The organism is Variovorax sp. ISS6, from assembly GCF_056523145.1.
Window position 1 is genome coordinate 491,805 of record NZ_JAWRZC010000001.1, and the last position, 21,775, is coordinate 513,579.

General features: G+C 70.9%; 19 protein-coding genes and 1 tRNA gene. 14 read left to right on the forward strand and 6 right to left on the reverse strand.

Annotated elements, in window-relative coordinates:
• Positions 1 to 16 precede the first annotated feature (16 nt).
• The 5 genes from AC1HIL_RS02205 to AC1HIL_RS02225 all read left to right on the forward strand — a co-directional run bounded on the left by AC1HIL_RS02205 (position 17) and on the right by AC1HIL_RS02225 (position 7,629).
• The gene (locus AC1HIL_RS02205) at positions 17 to 4,585 is read left to right on the forward strand and encodes an RHS repeat-associated core domain-containing protein (RefSeq protein ID WP_479671050.1); all 4,569 of its coding nucleotides are present in this window, start codon (positions 17 to 19) and stop codon (positions 4,583 to 4,585) included.
• Positions 4,586 to 4,610: 25 nt separating this feature from the next.
• Positions 4,611 to 5,015, forward strand: a complete 405-nt coding sequence (locus AC1HIL_RS02210; protein ID WP_057593170.1) for an immunity 22 family protein — start codon at positions 4,611 to 4,613, stop codon at positions 5,013 to 5,015.
• 92 nt (positions 5,016 to 5,107) lie between these two features.
• Positions 5,108 to 6,130 (forward strand): thiamine pyrophosphate-dependent dehydrogenase E1 component subunit alpha, encoded by a 1,023-nt coding sequence (locus tag AC1HIL_RS02215; protein WP_422098267.1) that lies wholly within the window; start codon positions 5,108 to 5,110, stop codon positions 6,128 to 6,130.
• On the forward strand, positions 6,121 to 7,101 hold the full coding sequence (locus tag AC1HIL_RS02220) for an alpha-ketoacid dehydrogenase subunit beta (protein WP_057593168.1): 981 nt from the start codon (positions 6,121 to 6,123) through the stop codon (positions 7,099 to 7,101). The genes AC1HIL_RS02215 and AC1HIL_RS02220 overlap by 10 nt, the downstream gene beginning before the upstream one ends.
• A gap of 18 nt (positions 7,102 to 7,119) precedes the next feature.
• The gene (locus AC1HIL_RS02225; protein WP_413762080.1) at positions 7,120 to 7,629 is read left to right on the forward strand and encodes a MarR family winged helix-turn-helix transcriptional regulator; all 510 of its coding nucleotides are present in this window, start codon (positions 7,120 to 7,122) and stop codon (positions 7,627 to 7,629) included.
• Here AC1HIL_RS02225 and AC1HIL_RS02230 read toward each other — a convergent pair.
• A complete protein-coding gene (locus tag AC1HIL_RS02230; protein ID WP_479671051.1) occupies positions 7,557 to 8,237 on the reverse strand; it encodes a peroxiredoxin-like family protein in 681 nt (226 codons plus the stop codon). The two genes, AC1HIL_RS02225 and AC1HIL_RS02230, sit on opposite strands and share 73 nt — an antisense overlap.
• Before the next feature lie 125 nt (positions 8,238 to 8,362).
• Here AC1HIL_RS02230 and AC1HIL_RS02235 point away from each other — a divergent pair, with 125 nt between their 5' ends.
• Positions 8,363 to 9,262 carry a LysR family transcriptional regulator gene (locus tag AC1HIL_RS02235; protein WP_057593166.1) on the forward strand — a complete coding sequence of 300 codons (900 nt, stop codon included), beginning with the start codon at positions 8,363 to 8,365 and terminating at the stop codon, positions 9,260 to 9,262.
• A 9-nt stretch (positions 9,263 to 9,271) separates the two neighbouring features.
• Here the strand turns inward: AC1HIL_RS02235 and AC1HIL_RS02240 are convergent, their stop codons facing one another.
• Positions 9,272 to 10,039 carry an SDR family oxidoreductase gene (locus AC1HIL_RS02240; protein WP_479671052.1) on the reverse strand — a complete coding sequence of 256 codons (768 nt, stop codon included), beginning with the start codon at positions 10,037 to 10,039 and terminating at the stop codon, positions 9,272 to 9,274.
• A 113-nt stretch (positions 10,040 to 10,152) separates the two neighbouring features.
• Here AC1HIL_RS02240 and AC1HIL_RS02245 point away from each other — a divergent pair, with 113 nt between their 5' ends.
• Together AC1HIL_RS02245 and AC1HIL_RS02250 are read left to right on the forward strand one after the other, a co-directional pair.
• Positions 10,153 to 11,091, forward strand: a complete 939-nt coding sequence (locus AC1HIL_RS02245; protein ID WP_479671053.1) for a LysR family transcriptional regulator — start codon at positions 10,153 to 10,155, stop codon at positions 11,089 to 11,091.
• A gap of 122 nt (positions 11,092 to 11,213) precedes the next feature.
• Positions 11,214 to 12,233: a Bug family tripartite tricarboxylate transporter substrate binding protein gene (locus AC1HIL_RS02250; RefSeq protein WP_479671054.1), complete on the forward strand. Its 1,020-nt coding sequence runs from the start codon at positions 11,214 to 11,216 to the stop codon at positions 12,231 to 12,233.
• Positions 12,234 to 12,324: 91 nt separating this feature from the next.
• Here the strand turns inward: AC1HIL_RS02250 and AC1HIL_RS02255 are convergent, their stop codons facing one another.
• Both AC1HIL_RS02255 and AC1HIL_RS02260 read right to left on the reverse strand, forming a co-directional pair.
• Complete coding sequence (locus AC1HIL_RS02255) at positions 12,325 to 12,648, reverse strand: DUF1840 domain-containing protein (protein WP_057593162.1); 324 nt, start codon at positions 12,646 to 12,648, stop codon at positions 12,325 to 12,327.
• Between the two features lie 13 nt (positions 12,649 to 12,661).
• A complete protein-coding gene (locus AC1HIL_RS02260) occupies positions 12,662 to 13,933 on the reverse strand; it encodes an SAM-dependent methyltransferase (protein WP_057593161.1) in 1,272 nt (423 codons plus the stop codon).
• A 187-nt stretch (positions 13,934 to 14,120) separates the two neighbouring features.
• On the opposite strand from AC1HIL_RS02260, the gene AC1HIL_RS02265 reads away from it, so the two are divergent.
• Genes AC1HIL_RS02265 through AC1HIL_RS02290 form a run of 6 tightly spaced genes read left to right on the forward strand, consistent with a single transcriptional unit; the run spans position 14,121 to position 21,052 of the window.
• Positions 14,121 to 16,469 (forward strand): bifunctional salicylyl-CoA 5-hydroxylase/oxidoreductase, encoded by a 2,349-nt coding sequence (locus tag AC1HIL_RS02265; protein ID WP_479671055.1) that lies wholly within the window; start codon positions 14,121 to 14,123, stop codon positions 16,467 to 16,469.
• A 16-nt stretch (positions 16,470 to 16,485) separates the two neighbouring features.
• Positions 16,486 to 16,965, forward strand: a complete 480-nt coding sequence (locus AC1HIL_RS02270; RefSeq protein ID WP_057593159.1) for a MarR family winged helix-turn-helix transcriptional regulator — start codon at positions 16,486 to 16,488, stop codon at positions 16,963 to 16,965.
• Positions 16,962 to 17,816, forward strand: a complete 855-nt coding sequence (locus AC1HIL_RS02275; protein WP_057593158.1) for an enoyl-CoA hydratase family protein — start codon at positions 16,962 to 16,964, stop codon at positions 17,814 to 17,816. Before AC1HIL_RS02270 ends, AC1HIL_RS02275 begins: the two co-directional genes overlap by 4 nt.
• Before the next feature lie 4 nt (positions 17,817 to 17,820).
• A complete protein-coding gene (locus AC1HIL_RS02280) occupies positions 17,821 to 19,011 on the forward strand; it encodes an acyl-CoA dehydrogenase family protein (RefSeq protein WP_261213045.1) in 1,191 nt (396 codons plus the stop codon).
• Positions 19,008 to 20,660: an AMP-binding protein gene (locus AC1HIL_RS02285; RefSeq protein WP_479671056.1), complete on the forward strand. Its 1,653-nt coding sequence runs from the start codon at positions 19,008 to 19,010 to the stop codon at positions 20,658 to 20,660. Before AC1HIL_RS02280 ends, AC1HIL_RS02285 begins: the two co-directional genes overlap by 4 nt.
• Positions 20,654 to 21,052 (forward strand): RidA family protein, encoded by a 399-nt coding sequence (locus AC1HIL_RS02290; protein WP_057593191.1) that lies wholly within the window; start codon positions 20,654 to 20,656, stop codon positions 21,050 to 21,052. The genes AC1HIL_RS02285 and AC1HIL_RS02290 overlap by 7 nt, the downstream gene beginning before the upstream one ends.
• Positions 21,053 to 21,197: 145 nt before the next feature.
• On the opposite strand, the gene AC1HIL_RS02295 is transcribed toward AC1HIL_RS02290, so the two are convergent.
• Both AC1HIL_RS02295 and rplQ read right to left on the reverse strand, forming a co-directional pair.
• Positions 21,198 to 21,274, reverse strand: a tRNA-Met gene (locus tag AC1HIL_RS02295).
• Positions 21,275 to 21,295: 21 nt separating this feature from the next.
• Positions 21,296 to 21,697: a 50S ribosomal protein L17 gene (rplQ, locus tag AC1HIL_RS02300; RefSeq protein ID WP_057593155.1), complete on the reverse strand. Its 402-nt coding sequence runs from the start codon at positions 21,695 to 21,697 to the stop codon at positions 21,296 to 21,298.
• Positions 21,698 to 21,775 lie beyond the last annotated feature (78 nt).

A 21,775-nucleotide genomic window follows, 5' to 3' on the forward strand; every position in this document is an offset into this window, starting at 1 on the left:
CAGCGCGAGCCGCGCCATGCCCGAAGCCGCGCGCATCGACGACGCCATCGGCCATGTCTCCGTGTGGGCCCGGCTCGCGCGCGTGGGGTTGCGCGTGGCCGCGGGCATGGCCGAGGCGGTGCTCGTGGGCGCGGCGATCGTGGGCGTGGCCGCGCTCATGTCCACGCCGGTCGGCTGGTGCGGCGCGATCTTCGCGGGCGGGCTGATCGCCGGCTTCGTCGGCGGCGCGACCGGCTGGAGCGACTACAAGGAAAAGAAGATCAAGGAGCTGACCGAGGACATCGGCTCGCCCACGGTCACCGGCGCCATCAGCCGCATGGGCTCGCCCGACGTGCAGGTCAACGGCAAGGCGGCCGCGCGCGCGATCGCGGACTCGGGCGCCTGCTCGAGGCACTCGGGCCCGATCCCGATCGCCGAAGGATCGGACTCGGTGTGGATCAACACCTTCCCGGCCGCGCGCAAGGGCGACAAGCTGCAGTGCTCGGCCGCGATCGTCGAGGGCAGCGCCAACGTGTTCATCGGCGGCGCGAAGACCGCCTACATGGAGATCGCCGACGACAAGGAATGGTGGGAGACCGCGCTGGAGATCGGCATCGGCCTGGCCATGGGCCGCGGCAGCTTCGGCGCGCGCCTCGGCTGCCTGGGCATGGGCATGCTCGCCAACATGGCGGCCGACCGGCTGGGGCGCGGCTTCCGCTCGCTGATCGGCTATCCCGTGCATCCCGCGACGGGCGGCAAGATCCTGACCGGCGAGGCCGACACCGACTTCGTGCTGCCGGGGCCGCTGCCGATCGTCTGGAAGCGGCGCTACAGCAGCCACGACCGCCGCGCCGACGGGCCGTTCGGCACCGGCTGGAGCGTCGCGCCCCATGGGGTGAGCCTGCGCGTGCAGCCCGGCGCGGGGCCGCGCGCGCTGGTCTACACCGACGAGGCGGGCCGCGAGGTCGAGATGCCGGCCCTGCAGCCCGGCCACGGCCTCTTCAACGTGGCCGAGATGTTCTCGATCGGCTGCACGCCCGGCGGCCACTACGAAGTGACCACGCTCGAGGGCCTGCTCTACCAGTTCGGCGCGCCGGCGGCGCCCGAGGTCGCCGAGACGCTGCCGCTTCGGCGCCTGCGCGACCGCAACGGCAACTGGATCGCCTGCCGCCACGACGCGGCGCGGCGCCTCGCCGAGATGGCCGACAGCATCGGCCGGCTGCTGCGCTTCGACTACGCGGGCGACTCGCGGCGCGTGCAGGCCATCCACCTCGCCAAGGGCGCGGAGGACGAGATACCGGGCCTGCTGGTGCGCTACGGCTACGACGCCAACGCGCAGCTGGCGACGGTGATCTCGCGCGAGGACCGGCCGCTGCGGCGCTTCGCCTACACCGACGGCCTGATGACATGGCAGGAATCGGCCGGCGGCTTCTCCTGCGGCTACGAATGGGAACCGGCGGGCGCGGCCACCGGGCCCGAGGGCGACCGCCGCGTGCTGCGCCACTGGACCGGGGACGGCGAGCACTGGGACATCGCCTATGCCGAGGCTTCGGGCCCGGACGCGGCGGGCACCACCGTCGCGACCGACCAGCTCGGCCGGCGCTCGAGCTGGTGCTGGGATGCCGGCTACAACCTCACGCGCTACGTCGATCCGCTGGGCCACGCATGGACCCTGCAATGGGACGCGGACCGGAAGCTGCGCAGCGTGCGCAACCCGGGCGGCGGCGAGCTGCGCTTCGCGTACAACGCCCATGGCATGCCGGTGGCCGAGACCGATCCGCTGGGCCGCAGCACGCGCACGCTCTGGGACGACCGCTGGTTCGAGCCGCGCAAGATCACGCTGCCCGACGGCCGCAGCTATCTCTTCGAGTACGACGACCGCGGCAACCACACGGTGCTCATCGATCCCGCGGGGCAGGAAACCCGCTACGCCTACGACCGCTTCGGCCTGCTCGAGGCGGTGACCGATGCCCTCGGCGGCACCAGCCGCCTGCGCTGGAACCGGCGCGCGCAGGTCGTGGCGCGCACCGACTGCTCGGGCAAGACCACCCGCTTCGCCTACGACGCCTGGGGCTTCCCGCAGTCGGTGACCGACGCCGCCGGGCAGTCCACGCGCTTCGTCCACGACGCGATGGGGCGGCTGCTCTCGATGTCGCAGCCCGACGGCTCGCACCATGCCTATCGCTACGACGCGGCCGGCCGCCTGGTCGGCGCCGTCGATCCGCTGAGCCGCGGCACGCAGCTGGTGCTGAACGCGCGCGGCCAGCCCACGCTGCAGCAGGACGCGCAGGGCCGGCGCATCGAGCTGCACTACGACGGCGGCCATCGGCTGCATGCGCTGGTCAACGAGAACGGCATGCACTTCCGCTTCGCGCACGACGAGGCCGACCGCGTGGTGGAGGAGCATCGCGCGGGCGGCACGCGCGTGTGCATCGAGTACGACGCCAATGGCTGGCCGTCGGCGGTCGTGCACTACCCGGGCATCGGCGACGAGGACCTGGCGCTCGACGGGGGCGCGGATGGCGGCACGCGCACGCAGCCGCTGCGCACCGAGTTCGTCCGCGATGCCGCGGGCCGGCTGGTGGAGAAGCGCACCGCGCGCCATCGCTACCGCTACCGCTACGACGCGCTCGACCAGCTGGTGGAGGCCTGCAAGCTCGCGCCCGCGGAGGCCGGCGGCGAGCCGCGCGCGCTGCATCGCGTCGCCTTCGAGTACGACCGCCTCGGCAACCTCGCGGCCGAGACCGCCATCGACGAGACCACCGGCGAGCGCCATGCGCTGCGCCACGAGCACGACGCGCTGGGCAACCGCACGCGCACGCTGCTGCCGGCGCTGGGCGACGGCGGCGTCCAGCGCGCGCTGAACTACCTGCACTACGGCTCGGGCCACCTGCACCAGGTCAACCTTTGGCAGCGGCACGGCGACGCGCCCGCGGAGCACGCCCTGGTCAGCGACATCGAGCGCGACGACCTGCACCGCGAGGTGGCGCGCACGCAGGGCCGGCTGGCCACGCGCTTCGCCTGGGATCCGCTGGGGCGCCGCGTGGCGTCGTGGTGCCGCGCGGCATCGCTGGGCGAGGCCTTCACGCCGCGCGACGCCGGCTGGCGCGAGGCGATGGACAGCGTGGGCACCGCGCGCGCCCGGGTTCTCGACGGGCTGATGAAGGAATACGGCTACGACCTCGCCGGCGAACTGCGCCATGCGCGCCATTCGCTGCAGGGCCGCACGGAACACGGCTACGACGCCACCGGCCGCATCGAGGCCACGCGGCGCGTGCCGCGCGCGGCATCGGGCGCGGCCGCGAACGAGGAACGCTTCGCCTACGACCCCGCCGGCAACCTGCTCGACAGCGCGATGGCCGGCGCCCGGGGCCCGGGCTACGTGCGCGACAACCTCGTGCGCGTGTTCGAGGACAAGCGCTACGACTACGACGGCCACGGCCGCCTCGTGCGCAAGCGCGCGGGCCGCCACACCGAGCAGCGCTTCGAGTGGGACGAGGAGCACCGCCTGCTCGCGGTGCGCACCACGCGCCGGCCCGGCACGCCGCAGGCCGTGACGCAACACACGCGCTTCGACTACGACGCTCTCGGCCGCCGCGTGGCGCGCCACGATGCCTTCGGCAGCACCCGCTTCGTGTGGGAAGGGCTGCGGCTGCTCGAGGAGCGGCGCGGCGGCCACGCGACCAGCTATGTCTACGAGCCCGGCTCCCACGTGCCGCTGGCGCGGCTCGACGCCGGGCAGGACACGGCCGGGCGCGAGGCCGGCGAGCTTCGCTACTTCCACACCGCGCCCTCGGGCCTGCCCGAGGAACTGAGCGACAGCGAGGGCCGGCTGTGCTGGCGCGCCAGCTACCGGACCTGGGGCGCGACGGTCTCGGAGCAATGGGAGACGGTGGCGCTGGACGGGCGGCCCGCCGTGTCCGGCGCGCCGGCGTCCCCGCCGCTCGAGCAGAACCTGCGGCTGCAGGGCCAGTACCTCGACCGCGACACCGGCCTGCACTACAACACCTTCCGCTTCTACGACCCCGACATCGGCCGCTTCATCGGTCCCGACCCGATCGGGCTGAGCGGCGGCATCAACCTCGGCAGCTACGCGCCCAACCCCTACGGCTGGATCGATCCGCCGGGCTGGGCCGGCGGCCTGTGGGGCGGGCCGGGGCAGCCAGCGAGCTTCGACACCTGGTTCGACAACGCCAGCGTGGCCGACGTGCGCGAGGCGATGGCCAACCCCGCCTCGCGCGACGCGATCCACACCGCGCTGCGCAACGGCGGCGGCGCGCACGAGTGGTTCCCGGTGTCGATGGCCGACAAGGCCAAGGAGCTGGGCTTCTCGGCACAGGAACTCAAGAAACTCACCACGCCCACGCGCGAGGTCTGGTTCCAGAACGTGCCCGATCCGCGCAACCCGGGCGAGACCCTCTCGGGCCCGCACTCCACCGGCGCCGCGCTACCCGAGGGCCAGTCGGGCCGCGCCAGTTCGCTCGCGCACAAGATCCTCTTCGCCAAGCTCGCTGGCGCCACCTCCAAGGCCGGCGCGCTGGCGCGCATCCGCAACTTCGCGAACAAGTACACCCGCGGAGGAAAATCCTCCATCGGCAAGTGCTAGCCCGCCACCGCATCGAGGCCACCCCATGATCGACAGCAGAACCCCCGGCATCGTCTCCGTCTGGATGGGCACCACCCGCCAGTCGCTCGAGGACTTCAATCAGTACACCGAAGGCATGGAGACCGCGGGCTCGGGCTGCCCCGCACATGCGGACTTCGGCTGCGACTTCATCGACTCGGACGTGTTCGTCGCCTATCTCGCCGCGGGCGGCGCGGCGGTGCCGGTCGAGGACCTGGCCGAGGAGGTCGACGTCTCCACCAACGAGGCCGTGACCGCGATCGCCGCGCGCTGCCACGAGCTCGGCATCGACAGCGCCAACGCGCTGTACTACTGGGTGAACTGCACCTTCACCGAGGAGCAGCCGGGACGGCTCTACAACGGGCTGCGCTTCATCGGGGCCTTCGACGACCGGAAGAAGCGCAAGCGCTGAGCGCCGGCCCCGGGGAAAGCCCCCTGCCCCCAGTCCGTCACGCTTGATACGATTTTTCCGCAAACGCCCATTCCACAGGCGTCGGAGACAAGATGGACCTGGACATCCCCAGCGGCGCCGCCGAGGCGCTGTACCGCACCATGGTGCGCATCCGCGCGTTCGAGAACGCGGCCGAGACGGCCAGCCAGGGCGGCGTGAGCGCCTATGGGCAGCAGGCCGGCGGCGCGGCCAAGGTGCGCGGGCCGCTGCACCTGTCGACCGGGCAGGAGGCGGTGCCGGCCGGCGTCTGCGCGCACCTGCGCGCGAGCGACTACCTCACCTCCACGCATCGCGGCCACGGCCACACGCTGGCCAAGGGCGCCGACCTCGCGCGCATGATGTGCGAGCTGTTCGGCAAGGCCACGGGCTTCAACGGCGGCAAGGGCGGCTCGATGCACATCGCCGATTTCTCGGTCGGCATGCTGGGTGCCAACGGCGTGGTGGCGGCCGGGCTGCCGATCGCGGTGGGCGCGGCGCATGCGCAGAAGGTGCTGGGCCAGGGCGACGCGATCACGGTCTGCTTCTTCGGCGACGGCGCGATCAACCGCGGCCCCTTCCTCGAGGCGCTGAACTGGGCCCGCGTGTACGAGCTGCCGGTGCTGTTCGTCTGCGAGGACAACCGCTGGAGCGCGACCACGGCGAGCGGCCCGATGACCGCGGGCGACGGCGCCTCGGCGCGCGCCGAAGCGCTGGGCATCGCGGCCACGCAGGTCGACGGCAACGACGTGTTCGCGGTGCACGCGGCCGCGGCGCGGCTGGTGGCCGAGGTGCGCGGCGGCGGCGGACCGCGATTGCTGCATGCGCTGACCTACCGCGTGAAGGGCCACGTGTCGGTCGACCTCGCGGCCTACCGCGATCCGGCCGAGCTGGCGGCGGCGCTCGAGACCGATCCGCTGGCGCGCGCGCGTGGCCGGCTGCTGGAAGCCGGGCTCGAGGCGGCGGCGCTCGATGCGATCGAGAACGCGGCCACGGCCGAGGTCGAGGCCGCCCTCGCCACCGCCGACGCGGCGCCCTGGCCCGAGGCCGGCGCCGCCTTCACCGACGTGCAGACCACGGGAGCCGGGCAATGGCACTGAACGCAGCGAACACCGTGGAAGAACTCGGCTATGCCGAAGCCGCCGTGCGCGCCATCGCGCGCGAGATGGAAGCCGACGCGCGCGTGGTCGTGCTCGGCGAGGACGTGGGCCGCGGCGGCATCTTCGGCCAGTACAAGGGGCTGCAGCAGCGCTTCGGCGAGCGGCGCGTGATCGACACGCCGATCAGCGAGGCCGCGATCATGGGCGCGGGCGTGGGCATGGCGCTCGCGGGCCTGCGGCCGGTGGTCGAGATGCGCGTGGTCGACTTCGCGCTGTGCGGCATGGACGAACTGGTGAACCAGGCCGCCAAGAACCGCTTCATGTTCGGCGGCCAGGGCCGCGTGCCGCTGGTGGCGCGCATGCCGGGCGGCATCTGGGACGCCTCGGCGGCGCAGCATTCGCAGTCGCTCGAAGCCTGGTTCGCGCACCTGCCGGGCGTGGTGGTGGTGAGCCCGTCGACGCCGCAGGACAACCATTCGCTGCTGCGCGCGGCGCTGCAGTGCGGCGACCCGGTGGTCTACATCGAGCACAAGACGCTGTGGGGCGCGCGCGGCCCGGTCGACGAGACGCTGGCGGTGCCGCTGGGCAAGGCGGCACGCATGCGCCAGGGCGATGCGCTCACGCTCGTGAGCTGGAGCCGGCAGGCGCAGGTCTGCGCCGAGGCCTGCGAGCGGCTCGCGGCCGAGGGCATCGCGGTCGACCTGATCGACCTGCGCACGTTGTGGCCCTGGGACCGCGAGACGGTGTTCGAATCGTGCGCGCGCACCGGCCGGCTGCTGGTGGCGCACGAGGCGGTGCAGGCCGCGGGCTTCGGCGCCGAGATCGCGGCCAGCGCGGCCGAGGCCACGGGCTGCCGCATCGCGCGGCTCGGCGCGCCGCGCATTCCGGTCGGCTATGCGCCGGTGCTCGAGGCGCAGTCGCGCGTGGGCGTCGACGCCATCGTCGCGGCGGCGAAGAAGCTGGCGGGCTGACACGCGCCCCGCGCACCCATGGACCCGCTGTTCTTCAAGCTGGTGCGCGTGGTCAACCTCACGGCGCGGCCCTTCCACGAACGCGTGGGCCGCGAGCACCAGCTCACGCTCAACGAGTGGCGTACGATGGCGGTGCTGGGCGCGCAGCCCGGGCTCACCGCCTCGCAGGTGGCCGACCAGACCGGCCTCGACAAGATGGCGGTGAGTCGCGCGCTGGCCGGCCTGAAACGTCATCGGCGCGTGCAGTGCCGCGAGGATCCGACCGACCAGCGCAGGAGCCGGCTGCACCTCACGGCCGCGGGCAAGGCGTTGCACGCAACTGTGAGCGAACTGGGCCGCGAACGCGAGGCCGCGCTGTTCGCGGGCGTGGGCGCCGACGAGCTCGCGCGGCTGGGCAGCACGCTCGACCGGCTGATCGCCTCGGTGAGCGGCGACGCGGAGACCCAGGCCCAGGCTCATGCGCCGGCCGTCGCGCGCAGCCGCTCGAGCACCGGCAGCAGCTCCGAGGGATCGGGCCGCTGCGTGTAGTCGGGGTTGACCTCGGCATAGGCGATGGTGCCGTCGCGCGCGATCACGTAGCGCGCGGGCATCGGCAGGGTCCAGCTCGGCTCGCCGTTGACCACCGCGAGGTCGTTCCTGAACACGTCGCGGTAGAGGTCCTGCAGGTAGCCCGGAAGCGCGAAGCGCAGGCCGAAGGCGGCGGCCACGGCATTGCCGGTGTCCGACAGGATCGGGAAGGCGAGCTTGTTGTCGCGCGCCGACTTGCGGCTGTTCGAGGGCGTCTGCGGCGACACCGCCGCCAGTTGCGCGCCGAGCGCCTGCAGGCCCGGCAGCGCTTCCTGCAGCGCCTGCAGGTCCAGGTTGCAGTAGGGGCACCAGACGCCGCGGTAGAAGGTCAGCACCAGCGGGCCCTGGGCCAGCAGCTCCTGCGACGACCAGGCGCGGCCGTCGGCGTCGTGCAGCGTGAAGACGGGGGCGCGATCGCCGGCGCGCAGCGCGCGGTCGGCGGCGCCCGAGGCGATCAGCTCGTCGGTGGCGCGGTGCATGGGCTCGTGGATGAAGGCGGGCGCGTTCCACGGCGGGCCGCCGGCTTCGAAGTTGGCGCGGAAGGCGGCGAGTTTCTCGGGCAGTGACATGGCGATTTCTCCAGCAGGTTGAAGGCACCGGCGGTGCCGTGCCGTCACTGTCTTTGATTCGCCGTTCAGCCGGTAGCCGGCCGGCACGACTAAGATCCATTCGCCATGCAAATCAATCGCAAGCCATGAGCGACCGGCTGCTCGCCCTGCGCCTGTTCACGCGCGTCGCGCACGCGGGCAGCTTCTCGCGCGCGGGGCGCGAGTTCGGGCTCTCGCAGCCTTCGGCCTCGCGCGTGATCGCGACGCTCGAGAAGGAAGTGGGCGCGGCGCTGCTGACGCGCACCACGCGCGCCGTGACGCTGACCGAGGCCGGTGCCGACTACCTCGCGCGCATCGAGCCGATCCTGGCCGCGCTCGAGGAGGCCGACCATGCGGCGCGCGGCACCGGCGAGCTGCGCGGCGTGCTGCGCGTGGCGCTGTCCTCGAGCTTCGCGGTGCGCGAGGCGATCCCCGCGCTGGCGCCTTTCATGGCGCGGCATCCGGCGCTGCGCGTCAAGCTGCTGATGCACGACCAGCTGCAGGACCTGGTGAGCGAGGGCGCGGACCTCGCGTTCCGCTTCGGCACGCTGCCCGATTCCAGCGCCACGGCGCGCAGCCTGGGGCTGTTCCAGACCCTGCTGGTGGCCGCGCCCGGCTACCTGCGCCATGCCGGCACGCCGGCGCTGCCGGCCGAGCTCGCGGCGCACGCGGTGGTGGCCGGGCCGAGCGGCGGCGCGTCCTGGTCCTTCGAGCGCGACGGGCGGAAGGTGTCGGTGCGCATCGCGGGCGCGCTGCTGAGCAGCACGATGAACGAGGGCTCGATCGCCGCGGCCGTGGCGGGCCTGGGCATCACCCACACCAGCGAGCTGGGCTGCGGCGCCGAGCTGGCCAGCGGCGCGCTGGTGCGGGTGCTCGCGGACTGGCGCATGGCGCCGGTGGAGCTGCATGCGGTGTTCCCGGCCGGGCGCGCCGCCAAGCCCTCGGCGCGTGCGCTGGCCGAGCACGTGGGCGCGACGCTGGCGGCGCGGGCGACGCCCGGCCGCTGAGCCGCGCGCTCAGGCCGCGAAGCCGCCGTCGATGTTGAGTCCGGCGCCGGTCACGAACGCGGCCTCGGGGCTCGCGAGGTAGGCCACCATGCCCGCGATCTCGTCGGCGTGGCCGTGGCGGTCGAGCGCCATGAAGCTGTGCATGGTCGCGGCCATCGGGCCGTTGGCCGGGTTCATGTCGGTGTCGACCGGGCCGGGCTGCACGTTGTTGACCGTGATGCCGCGCGGACCGAGGTCGCGCGCCAGGCCCTGCACCAGGCCCGTGAGCGCCGACTTGCTCATGGCGTAGATGCTGCCGCCCGCGAAGGGCATGCGCTCGGCGTTGGTGCTGCCGATGTTGACGATGCGCCCGCCGCTGCCCATGTGCGCCAGCGCGGCCTGGATGGCGACGAACACGGCGCGCACGTTGACGGCGATGGTGCGGTCGAAGTCGGCCAGCGTGAGCTGGTCGACCGGCCCCAGGTGCAGCACGCCGGCGCTGTTGACCAGGATGTCGATGCGGCCGCCGAAGTGGCGCGCGGCCTGGTCGATGCCGGCCTTGAGCGCCTCGGCATCGGCGCTGTCGATCTTCAGCGCGAGCGCGCGGCCGCCCTCGGCCTCGAGGCTGCGCGCGAGTGCCTCGGCGACGGCCTGCGAGCTGCTGTAGCTGAAGGCCACGGCGGCGCCGTCGCGCGCCAGGCGGCGCACGATGGCCGCGCCGATGCCGCGCGAGCCGCCGGTGACGAAGGCGACCTTGCCCGCGAGGACGGGGGCCGGGGAAGTGGTGGTGGAGGTCATGGTTTTTTCCTGGGTGAGTGGTGTTGGAAGGCCTCCAGTCTCTGCCTTCGATTGCGTTTTCGGTAGCCATCAATCGGTCCCATCAAATTCAACCATTGGTTGAAAATGAGACGATGGAACCGCTCAACCATCTCGCCTCCTTCGTGCAGAGCGCCGAGGGCGGCAGCTTCTCGGCCGCCGCGCGCCGCCTCGGGCTCACGCCGGCCGCGGTCAGCAAGAACGTGGCGCGGCTGGAGGCGCGGCTCGGCGTGCGGCTGTTCCAGCGCAGCACGCGCCGGCTCACGCTGACCGAGGGCGGCGAACGCTTCCTGGCGCAGATCGGCGGCGCGCTCGCCACCCTGCAGGAGGCGGTGGCCGGCATCGACCAGGACGACGGCCAGCCCTCGGGCACGCTCAAGGTCAGCATGGGCCAGGCCTTCGGCCGCGCCCACGTGCTGCCGATGATGGGCGACTTCCTCGCGCGCTACCCGGCGATCGTGCCGGACTGGCATTTCGACAACCTGCAGGCCGACCTCGTCGGCGAGGGCTTCGACGCGGCCATCGGCGGCGGCTTCGAGCTGTCGGCCGGGCTGGTGGCGCGCGAGCTGGCGCGCATCCACGTGGTGGCGGTGGCAGCGCCGGCCTACATGGCGCAGCGGCGGATGCCGCGCCATCCCTCGGAGCTGGCAGCGCTCGACGCACTGGTGCGCCGCTCCTCGCCCACGGGCCGGCTGCGCAGCTGGACCTTGCGGCATGCGCGCGGCGCGGCGAAGGAGGCGGAGGTCACGGTCGAGCTGCCGCGCCCGCGCGCGATCTTCAACGACCCCGAGGCGATCGCGCAGGCCGCGCTGATGGGGCTGGGCGTGGCGATGCTGCCGATGCCCTTCGTGGAACGGGGACTGCGCGACGGCAGCCTGCTGCGGCTGCTGCCCGAGTGGCACCACGACGCGGGCGCGGTCTGGCTCTACTACCCGAGCAAGAAGCTGCTGCCGCCGAAGACGCGGGCCTTCGTCGACTTCGTGCTCGAGCGCTTCCGTGAGGAGCGGTTTGCGCAGCGCATGCAGGTGAGCTGAGCGCCGCGCCGGGCCGCCCCAAGCAAGCTCGCACCGCAGTGCGAAGCACGAAGGTGCTTCAATGAGCCACGCCGGGGTTTTCACCCGCGACGACCGCGGCGAGCGCCTGTACAAAGGCGCGCATGACTTCCATCCCCCTCCATTCCTCGTCCCGGCGCGCGCTGCTCGCCGCCTCGATCGCTGCCACCACCTTGCTCGTCGCGCCCGCGTGGGCACAGGGCACCTGGCCCACCAAGCCGGTGCGCATCGTCGTGCCCTTCGCCGCCGGCGGCACCACCGACATCCTCGCGCGCGCGGTCGCGCCCGAGCTCTCGAAGGCCTTCGGCCAGCAGTTCATCGTGGACAACCGCGCGGGCGCCGGCGGCAACATGGGCGCGGAGATCGTGGCGCGCGCGCCGAACGACGGCTACACGCTGCTGATGGGCACGGTGGGCACGCACGGCATCAACCGCGCGCTCTATCCGAAGCTGCCCTTCGACCCGATCAAGGACTTCGTGCCGATCACCATGGTGGCCGCGGTGCCGAACGTGATGGAGATGAACGCCGAGAAGGCGAAGACGCTCGGCATCCACAACGTGCAGGACTTCATCAAGTACAGCAAGGCCAATCCCGGCAAGTTCAACATGGCCTCGAGCGGCAGCGGCACCTCGATCCATCTCGCGGGCGAGCTGTTCAAGAGCATGACGGGCACCTTCATGGCCCACATCCCCTACAAGGGGTCGGGCCCGGCCCTGCTCGACATGGTGGCCGGCAACGCCGACGTGATGTTCGACAACCTGCCCTCGTCGATGGCGCAGATCAAGGCCGGCAAGCTCACGGCGCTGGCCGTGACCAGCGCCCAGCGCTCGCCCGCGCTGCCCGACGTTCCGACGGTGGAAGAGGCCGGCGGCCCGACGCTCAAGGGCTTCGAGGCCAGTTCGTGGTTCGGGCTGCTGGCGCCCGCGGGCACCTCGCCCGAGATCGTCAACCGCATCCAGCAGGAAGTCGCCAAGTCGCTCGGCACGGCGGCGATCAAGGAGAAGATGCTGGCGCAGGGCGCGATCCCGAGCGGCAGCACGCCGGCCGACTTCACGAAGCTCATCGCGAGCGAGCACGTGAAGTGGGCGAAGGTGGTGAAGGATTCGGGCGCGAAGGTGGACTGAGAGCGTCCCGCCCGAGTGAAGATTCAGCGCCCGTCCGTCGCGGGCTGGCGCCGGCAACCGGCCGCCGCGCGGCCGGTTGTCCGACCCGGACTCAGGTGGTCCAGGTCACGTCCTTGTTTTCGGCCAGCGATTCCTTGAGCATGTGCAGCAGCGGCGTGGCGCGCTGGTGCAGCGCCACATGCTGTTTTTCGGCGTCGTGGGTGTGGTCCTCGACCGCGAATTCGTCGTGGTTGTGGGTGTTGCTCTTCTCGCGCGCGAGCGCGGCCTCGATGGCCGAGATCGCCCCGGGAATCTGCTCGACCGTGATGATTCCTTGCGCGGAAGGCGACTTGCCGACGATGTCGAACAGCTGGCGCGCGTGCGTCTCGAGCATCACGAAATCCGACGAGGCCCTGGACTGGAAACGATAGAGCATGGGGTTGTCCCTTTCACTTGTAGAGATGATCACGCGTGAAAGGGTACACCGATTGCGCACCGCGCAAGGTGCCGTGATCGACCTTGCCGTCGGGCTTGGTCGAGACCATCTGGTACAGGCCGATCCAGCCCTGCTCGAAGCTCATGGCCGAGCCCGCGAGGTAGAGCCGGTAGGCGCGCAGGATGCGCTCGGCGTTGGCGTGCTGGCGCTCGCTGCCGCCGTTGCGCAGCACGGCGCGCGCCGTTTCGAGCTGCGCCTCGAGCGCGTCGGACCAGGCCCACAAGGTGCGCGCGTAGTGCGGCCGCAGGCTCTCGACGTCGACGATCTCCAGGCCGGCCGCCGCGGTCTCGCGCAGCACGTGCGTGACGTGCAGCAGCTCGCCGCCCGGGAAGATGTACTTCTCGATGAAGTCGCCCATGCCGTTGCCGAGCTGGCGGTAGTTGAGCTGGCCCGAGGTGATGCCGTGGTTCATCAGCAGGCCGCCGGGCGCCAGCAACGAATGGATCTTGGCGAAGTAGGTCGGCATGTTGGCCGCGCCCACGTGTTCGAACATGCCCACCGAGGAGATCTTGTCGAAGGGCCGCTCCGCCGACAGCTCGCGGTAGTCGCGCAGCTCGACGCGCACGCGGCCCGTGAGGCCCTTCTCCTCGATCAGGCGCTGCACGTGCGCATGCTGGTTGCGCGACAGCGTGATGCCGGTGGCGTCGACACCGTAGTGCTCGGCGGCCCATAGCAGCAGGCCGCCCCAGCCCGAACCCACGTCGAGGTAGCGCTCGCCGGGCTTGAGCATCAGCTTGCGGCAGATGTGGTCGAGCTTGGCTTCCTGCGCCTGCGCCAGCGTGAGGTCGGGCGTCGCGTAGTAGGCGCAGGAGTAGACCCGGCGCGGGTCGAGCCACAGCGCGTAGAAGTCGTCGGAGACGTCGTAGTGGAACTCGATCTGGGCGGCGTCCTTGCGCAGCGAATGCGAGCCGCGGGACTTGGCCAGGTGCTGCAGGCGGCTCCACCATCCGGTGTCGGTCTCGGCCGGGTTGCCGGGCAGCAGGCCGACGGCGGCATCGATCAGGTCGCGCATGGCGCCCTCGATCTGCACCTTGCCCTCCACATAGGCCTCGCCGATCGCGCCCACCTGTCGGGCCGCGAGCTTGGCCAGTGCCGACCACTCCGAAAAAGCCAGCGTGACACGCGAACCGGCTGCGGCAACCCGTCGCCCATCGGGCAGTTCCAGTGCCACGGGCACGGGTAGCGAAGCCAGCTGCGACTCGATCTTGGGTATCAAGCTTTGCATGGGCCGCATGGTATTGATTTTTCGAGCTTCTTGCATGCGGTTGCATCCGGCGGCCCGGATCGTGTCGCGGGGACACCGGCCGGCGCCAGCGCGGACGGGCCCGATGTGCTGCGGGTAAATCCGTTTGACAGCAGATTGTTTATGTCTAAACTATTCAACCATGAACAGCATCGCCCACGCCCCGTCCATGGACCTCCAACGCATCCTGTGCATCGGCGGCGGGCCCGCCGGCCTGTACTTCGCGCTGCTGATGAAGGCGCGCAACCCGGCCCTCCAGATCACGGTGGTGGAGCGCAACCGGCCCTTCGACACCTTCGGCTGGGGCGTGGTGCTCAGCGACCAGACGCTCGCGAACCTGCGCGCGGCCGACCCCGAATCCGCCGCGCTGATCGGCGACGACTTCCACCACTGGGACGACATCCAGGTCTTCTTCAAGGGCCGCCAGGTGCGCTCGGGCGGCCACGGCTTCTGCGGCATCGGCCGCAAGCGGCTGCTCAACATCCTGCAGGAGCGCTGCCTCGCGCTCGGCGTCGAGCTGGTGTTCGAGACCGACGTGACCGACGACCAGGCACTGGCCGCGAAGTACGAGGCCGACCTGGTGATCGCGAGCGACGGCCTCAACAGCCGCATCCGCCAGCGCTATGCCGACGTGTTCCAGCCCGACATCGACCTGCGCCAGTGCCGCTTCGTCTGGCTCGGCACGCACCAGACCTTCGACGCCTTCACCTTCGCCTTCGAACAGACCGAGCACGGCTGGTTCCAGGCCCACGCCTACCAGTTCGACAAGGACACCTCGACCTTCATCGTCGAGACGCCCGAGGCCGTGTGGCAGGCCCATGGCCTCGACCGGATGGAGCAGCCCGAGGCGATCGCCTTCTGCGAGAAGCTGTTCGCCAAGTACCTCGACGGCCACTCGCTGATCAGCAACGCCACGCACCTGCGCGGCTCGGCCAACTGGATCCGCTTCCCGCGCGTGGTGTGCGAGCACTGGACGCACCGCGTCGACGTCGGCGGCCGCTCGGTGCCCGTGGTGCTGATGGGCGATGCCGCGCACACGGCGCACTTCTCGATCGGCTCGGGCACCAAGCTCGCGCTCGAGGACGCGATCGACCTGGCCAACGAATTCGCCGCCGGCGGCAGCACCGACCAGGTGCTCGAGCAGTACGAGGCGCGCCGCAGCGTCGAGGTGCTCAAGATCCAGAACGCCGCGCGCAACTCCACCGAATGGTTCGAGAACGTGCCGCGCTACACCGGCATGGAGATCGAGCAGTTCGCCTATTCGCTGCTCACGCGCTCGCAGCGCATCAGCCACGAGAACCTGCGGCTGCGCGACACGAAGTGGCTCGGCGGCTACGAGCAGTGGCTGGCCGGCGGCAAGGCCGTCGCGCCGATGCTGATGCCGCTCAAGGTGCGCGGGCTCGAGCTCAAGAACCGCATCCTGGTCTCGCCGATGGCGACCTACAGCGCGGTCGACGGCGTGCCGCAGGACTTCCTGCTGGTGCACCTGGGCGCGCGCGCGCTCGGCGGCGCGGCGATGGTGTTCGTCGAGATGACCAGCCCCACGCCCGAAGGCCGCATCACGCCCGGCTGCACCGGCCTCTACAACGACGAGCAGCAGGCCGCGTTCAAGCGCATCGTCGACTTCGTGCACGCGCAGTCGAGCGCGAAGATCGCGATGCAGCTCGGCCACAGCGGCCCCAAGGGCTCGACGCAGGTGGGCTGGGAAGGCACCGACGAGCCGCTGCCCAGCGGCAACTGGCCGCTGCTGGCCGCCAGCGCGCTGCCCTACGGCGAACAGAACCAGCTGCCGGCCGCGATCACGCGCGCCGAGATGGACACGCTGCGCGATCAGTTCGTGGCCTCGACCCGCCGCACGGCCGAGGCCGGCTTCGACTGGCTCGAGCTGCACTGCGCGCACGGCTACCTGCTGTCGGCCTTCATCAGCCCGCTGACCAACCTGCGCGAGGACGAGTACGGCGGCAGCCTCGAGAACCGCTGCCGCTATCCGCTCGAGGTGTTCCGCGCGATGCGCGCCGCCTGGCCGGCGGACAAGCCGATGAGCGTGCGCATCTCGGCCCACGACTGGGCGCCCGGCGGCAACACCGATGCCGACGCGGTGGCGATCGCGCGCTTCTTCAAGGACGCGGGCGCCGACTTCATCGACGTCTCCTCGGGCCAGACCACGCGCGCCGCCAAGCCGGTCTACGGCCGCATGTACCAGACGCCGTTCGCCGACCGCATCCGCAACGAGGTCGGCATCTCGACCATCGCCGTGGGCGCCATCACCGAGGCCGACCAGGCCAACAGCATCATCGCGGCCGGCCGGGCCGACCTCTGCGCGATCGCGCGGCCCCACTTGGCCGACCCGGCCTGGACGCTGCACGAGGCCGCCAAGCTGCAGAGCCGCGCCGTCGAGTGGCCGAAGCAGTACCTGAGCGGGCGCGACCAGATGTACCGCGAGATCGCGAAGCAGCAGCAGATGGCGGCCGCCGCCAATGCAGCGATGGCCGCGGCGCAAAGCGAAGAGACGCACTGAACGACGGCGGCACCCCATGGACCTCGAAGCCCGCGCCCACGCCGAACACCCCGAAGCGCTGCGGCTGTGGCTGCGCCTGCTGACCTGCACGCAGCTGATCGAGAAGGAAGTGCGCAACGGGCTGCGCGCGCAATTCGCCACCACGCTGCCGCGCTTCGACCTGATGTCGCAGCTCGAGCGCTCGCCCGAGGGGCTGAAGATGAACGAGCTGTCGCGCCGGATGATGGTGACCGGCGGCAACGTGACCGGCATCACCGACCAGCTCGTGACCGAGGGCCTGGTCGAGCGCGTCGACGTCGAGGGCGACCGCCGCGCCTGGCGCGTGCGGCTCACGCCGCGCGGCCGCAAGCTGTTCCACGAGATGGCGCAGCAGCACGAGGACTGGATCGTCGAGGCCTTCGCGGGCCTCACGGGCAAGGAGATCGCGCAGTTGCACAAGCTGCTCGGCAAGGTCAAGCAACACTCACAGAGCCAGACACTGGCGGAGGCCGAATGAAGCACTACATCGGCGCGGGCAATCCCATGCACGCGCAATTCGAAGCGAAGGCGGCCTATGCCGCGAAGCACTTCGCCTGGCACTACGACAACGGCGTGGGCACCATCACGCTGAACCGCCCCGAGCGCAAGAACCCGCTGACCTTCGACTCGTACGCCGAGCTGCGCGACCTGTTCCGCGCGCTCAACTACGCGAGCGACGTGAAGGTGATCGTGGTCACGGGCGCGGGCGGCAACTTCTGCTCGGGCGGCGACGTGCACGAGATCATCGGTCCGCTGACCGGCATGCGCATGCCCGAGCTGCTCGAATTCACGCGCATGACGGGCGACCTGGTGAAGGCGATCCGCGCCTGCCCGCAGCCGATCGTCGGCGCGATCGACGGCGTGTGCGCCGGCGCCGGCGCGATGATCGCGCTGGCCTGCGACCTGCGCTACGGCTCGCCCGCCACGCGCACCGCCTTCCTGTTCACGCGCGTCGGCCTGGCCGGCGCGGACATGGGCGCCTGCGCGCTGCTGCCGCGCGTGATCGGCCAGGGCCGCGCTTCCGAGCTGCTGTTCACGGGCCGCGCGATGACCGCGCAGGAAGGCCATGCCTGGGGCTTCTTCAACGCGCTGCACGAGAGCGACGCGCTGCTCGAGGCCGCGACCAAGATGGCGCGCGAGCTGGCCGAGGGCCCGAGCTTCGCGCACGGCATGACCAAGACCATGCTGGCGCAGGAATGGTCGATGACCATCGACCAGGCGATCGAGGCCGAGGCGCAGGCGCAGGCGATCTGCATGCAGACCGAGGACTTCCGCCGTGCCTACGAGGCCTTCGCGGCCAAGCGCAAGCCGGTGTTCGGCGGGGACTGAGGCCATGGCGAAGATCCCGGCTCCCCCTTCCACCGCGCACCTGGCGCTGCCCTTCTTCGACGAGGCGCATCGCGCCCTCGCGAGCGACCTGCTGCCCTGGTGCGCCGCGCAGGAGGTCGACGAGCGCGACGACCGCGCGGCCTGCCGCGAATGGGTGCGCCGCCTCGGCGACGGCGGCTGGCTGCGCTACGCGGTGCCCGGCAGCGCCGGCGGTGCGCTCGAGCGCCTCGATTCGCGCGCGCTGGTGCTGCTGCGCGAGACCCTCGGCTACCACTCGCCGCTGGCCGATTTCGCGTTCGCGATGCAGGGCCTGGGCAGCGGTGCGATCACGCTCGCCGGCACGCCCGAGCAGCAGTCGCGCTACCTCGGCGCGGTCGGCAAGGGCGAGAAGATCGCGGCCTTCGCGCTGAGCGAGCCCGAGGCCGGCTCCGACGTGGCCGCCATGGCCATGCGCGCCGAGCCCACGGCCGACGGCTGGCGCCTCCACGGCAGCAAGACCTGGATCAGCAACGGCGGCATCGCCGACTTCTACTGCGTGTTCGCCAAGACCGATCCCGCGGGCGGCACGCGCGGCATCACGGTGTTCATCGTCGATGCGACCACGCCCGGCCTCGACACCTCCGAGCACATCGACGTGATGGCGCCGCATCCGCTGGCCACCCTGCGCTTCGACGACTGCGTGGTGCCGCGCGACGCGCAGCTCGGCGAGCTCAATGGCGGCTTCAAGCTCGCGATGCGCACGCTCGACATCTTCCGCGCCTCCGTGGCCGGCGCCGCGCTCGGCATGGGCCGGCGCGCGCTGGCCGAGGCGATCTCGCACGCGAAGAACCGCCGCATGTTCGGCCAGACGCTGGCCGACTTCCAGCTCACGCAGGCCAGGCTCGGCGAGATGGCGGCGCTGATCGATGGCGCGGCGCTCCTGACCTACCGCGCGGCCTGGATGCGCGACGAGGCCGAGCAGCGCGGCGGCGCGCCGGTGGGCGACGTGTCGGCCGCGGCCGCGATGGCCAAGATGGCCGCGACCGAGAACGCCAGCCGCGTCATCGACATGGCGCTGCAGATGCATGGCGGCCTCGGCGTCAAGGTCGGCACCAAGATCGAGGCCCTCTACCGCGACATCCGTTCGCTACGCATCTACGAGGGCGCGACGGAAGTGCAGCAACTGATCATCGGCAAATCCGTACTGCGGGGATGAACACCGTGACCGCTCCATCCGCCCAAGTCGACCGCTTCGTGCACGACCGGCTGCCGCCGGCGGCGCAGTTGCCGGTCTTCCGCTACGACCGGCCCGAACTGCAACTGCCCGACCAGCTCAACCTGGTCGAGGAACTGCTCGACAAGGCGCCCGCCAAGGGCTTCGGCGACCGGCCGCTGCTGCGCTCGCCGCAAGGCACGCTCAGCTATTCGCAGGCCGCCATCGAGGTCAACCGCATCGCGCAGGTGCTGACCGAGGACCTGGGCCTGGTGCCCGGCAACCGCGTGCTGCTGCGCGGCGGCAACTCGGTGGCGATGGCGCTGGCCTGGCTCGCGGTGGTGAAGGCCGGACTGATCGCCGTCGCGACCATGCCGCTGCTGCGCGCCAAGGAGCTCGGCGACATCATCGAGAAGTCGCAGCCGGTGGCCGCGCTGTGCGACGGCCGGCTGCTCGAAGAGCTGGTGGCCGCGCAGCAGGCGCACCCGGTGCTCGCCGACATCATCGCCTTCAACCGGCCCGACGCGCCCGATTCGCTGTCCGCGCGCGCGGCCGCCAAGAGCGGCATCTTCGAGGCCTGCCCCACGGCGGCCGACGACATCGCGCTGCTGGCCTTCACCTCGGGCACCACGGGCAAGCCGAAGGCGCCCGTGACCACGCACCGCGACGTGCTCGCGATGTGCGAGACCTGGCCGCGCCACGTGCTGCAGGCGCGGCCCGAGGACGTGGTGGTGGGCTCGCCGCCGCTGGCCTTCACCTTCGGGCTCGGCGGGCTGCTGGTGTTCCCGATGTACGCGGGTGCCTCGATCTACTTCCCCGACGCGCCCTTCACGCCCGAAGGCCTGGTGAAGCTGATCAACGAGGTCGGCGCGACCATCTGCTACACCGCCCCGACCTTCTACCGCCAGATGGCGCCGTTCGTGAAGCAGCACGGCGCGCCCACGCTGCGCATCAGCGTGAGCGCGGGCGAAGCCCTGCCCGATGCCACGCGCCAGCTCTGGAAGGAGGCCACCGGCCTCGAGATGCTCGACGGCATCGGCGGCACCGAGGTGTTCCACATCTACATCTCGGCCGCGGGCGACGAGGTGCGCCGCGGCGCCGTCGGCAAGGCCGTGCCGGGCTTCATCGCCAAGGTGGTCGACGCCGAGGGCAACGAGGTGCCGCGCGGCACGGTCGGCAAGCTGGCGCTGCAGGGACCGGTGGGCTGCCGCTACCTCGACGACGCGCGGCAGGCCGACTACGTGAAGAACGGCTGGAACTATCCGGGCGATTCCTTCGTCCAGGACGACGACGGCTATTTCTTCTACCAGGCGCGCGCCGACGACATGATCATCACCGCCGGCTACAACGTCGGCGGCCCCGAGGTCGAGGATGCGCTGCTCAAGCATCCGGCCGTGGCCGAATGCGGCGTGATCGGCAAGCCCGATGCCGACCGCGGCATGATCGTCAAGGCCTTCTGCGTGCTGAAGCCCGGGCAGACCGGCGATGCCGGCCTCGTGAAGGCGCTGCAGGACCACGTGAAGGCCACGATCGCGCCGTTCAAGTACCCGCGCGAGATCGAGTTCGTGTCCGTGCTGCCACGCACCGAAACCGGCAAGCTGCAACGCTTCAAACTGAGACAAACCGAAGACAACAGGTCCACCACATCATGATCAAACTCTTGCAGCCTCCAGGCTGGTTGCCCCCCAAGGGCTATGCGAATGGCGTCGCGGCGCGCGGCACCATGGTGTTCGTCGGCGGACAGATCGGCTGGAATGCCCAGCAGCAGTTCGAGTCGGACGACTTCATCGACCAATGCGGCCTGGCGCTGCGCAACATCGTCGAGGTGCTGCGCGAGGCCGGTGCCGGCCCCGAGCACATGGTGCGCATGACCTGGTACGTGGTCGACCGCGACGAGTACAGCAGTCGGCTCGCCGAGCTCGGCCCGGTGTACCGCGATGCGATGGGCCGCAACTTCCCGGCGATGACCTGCGTGCAGGTCGCGGCGCTGGTGGAGCCGCGCGCGAAGATCGAGATCGAGGTCACGGCGGTGGTGCCGGACTGACGAAGGCACTTCGCCCCATCAACGACAAAGCCCTCTCGCGAGGGCTTTTCTTTTGGGCGTGCGCTTTGCGTTGTTGCAACGCGCTTGCGAATTCGGAGCGGGAAAAGAAAAAGGGCCTTTCGTTTCCGAAAGACCCTTCTCAATGTGGTTGCGCGAGCAAGATTTGAACTTGCGACCTTTGGGTTATGAGCCCAACGAGCTACCAGGCTGCTCCATCGCGCGGCAAGAGATAAATTATAGCACTTATTCCGCGGCGTTCTGCTCGGTGGCAGCAACTTCGCTCACTTCAGGGCGATCGACGAGTTCGACCAGCGCCATCGGCGCGTTGTCGCCCACGCGGAAACCCATCTTGAGGATGCGGGTGTAGCCACCGGGACGCGCGGCGAAGCGCGGGCCCAGTTCGCCGAACAGCTTCACGACGGAGTCGCGGCTGCGCAGGCGGTCGAAGGCCAGGCGCTTGTTGGCGACGGTGGGCTTCTTGGCGAGCGTGATCATCGGCTCGATGACGCGGCGCAGTTCCTTGGCCTTGGGGACCGTGGTCTTGATGACTTCATGCTCGATGAGCGAGTTCATCATGTTCTGCAGCATCGCGAGGCGGTGCGAGCTGGTGCGGTTGAGTTTGCGGAGTCCGTGTCCGTGACGCATGGTGCTTTCCTTTGCTTTTTGAAGAACGGGCAGCCGTGTCAGGTACTGCCCGGTGCACTGGCCCTTTTCAGAGGGCCG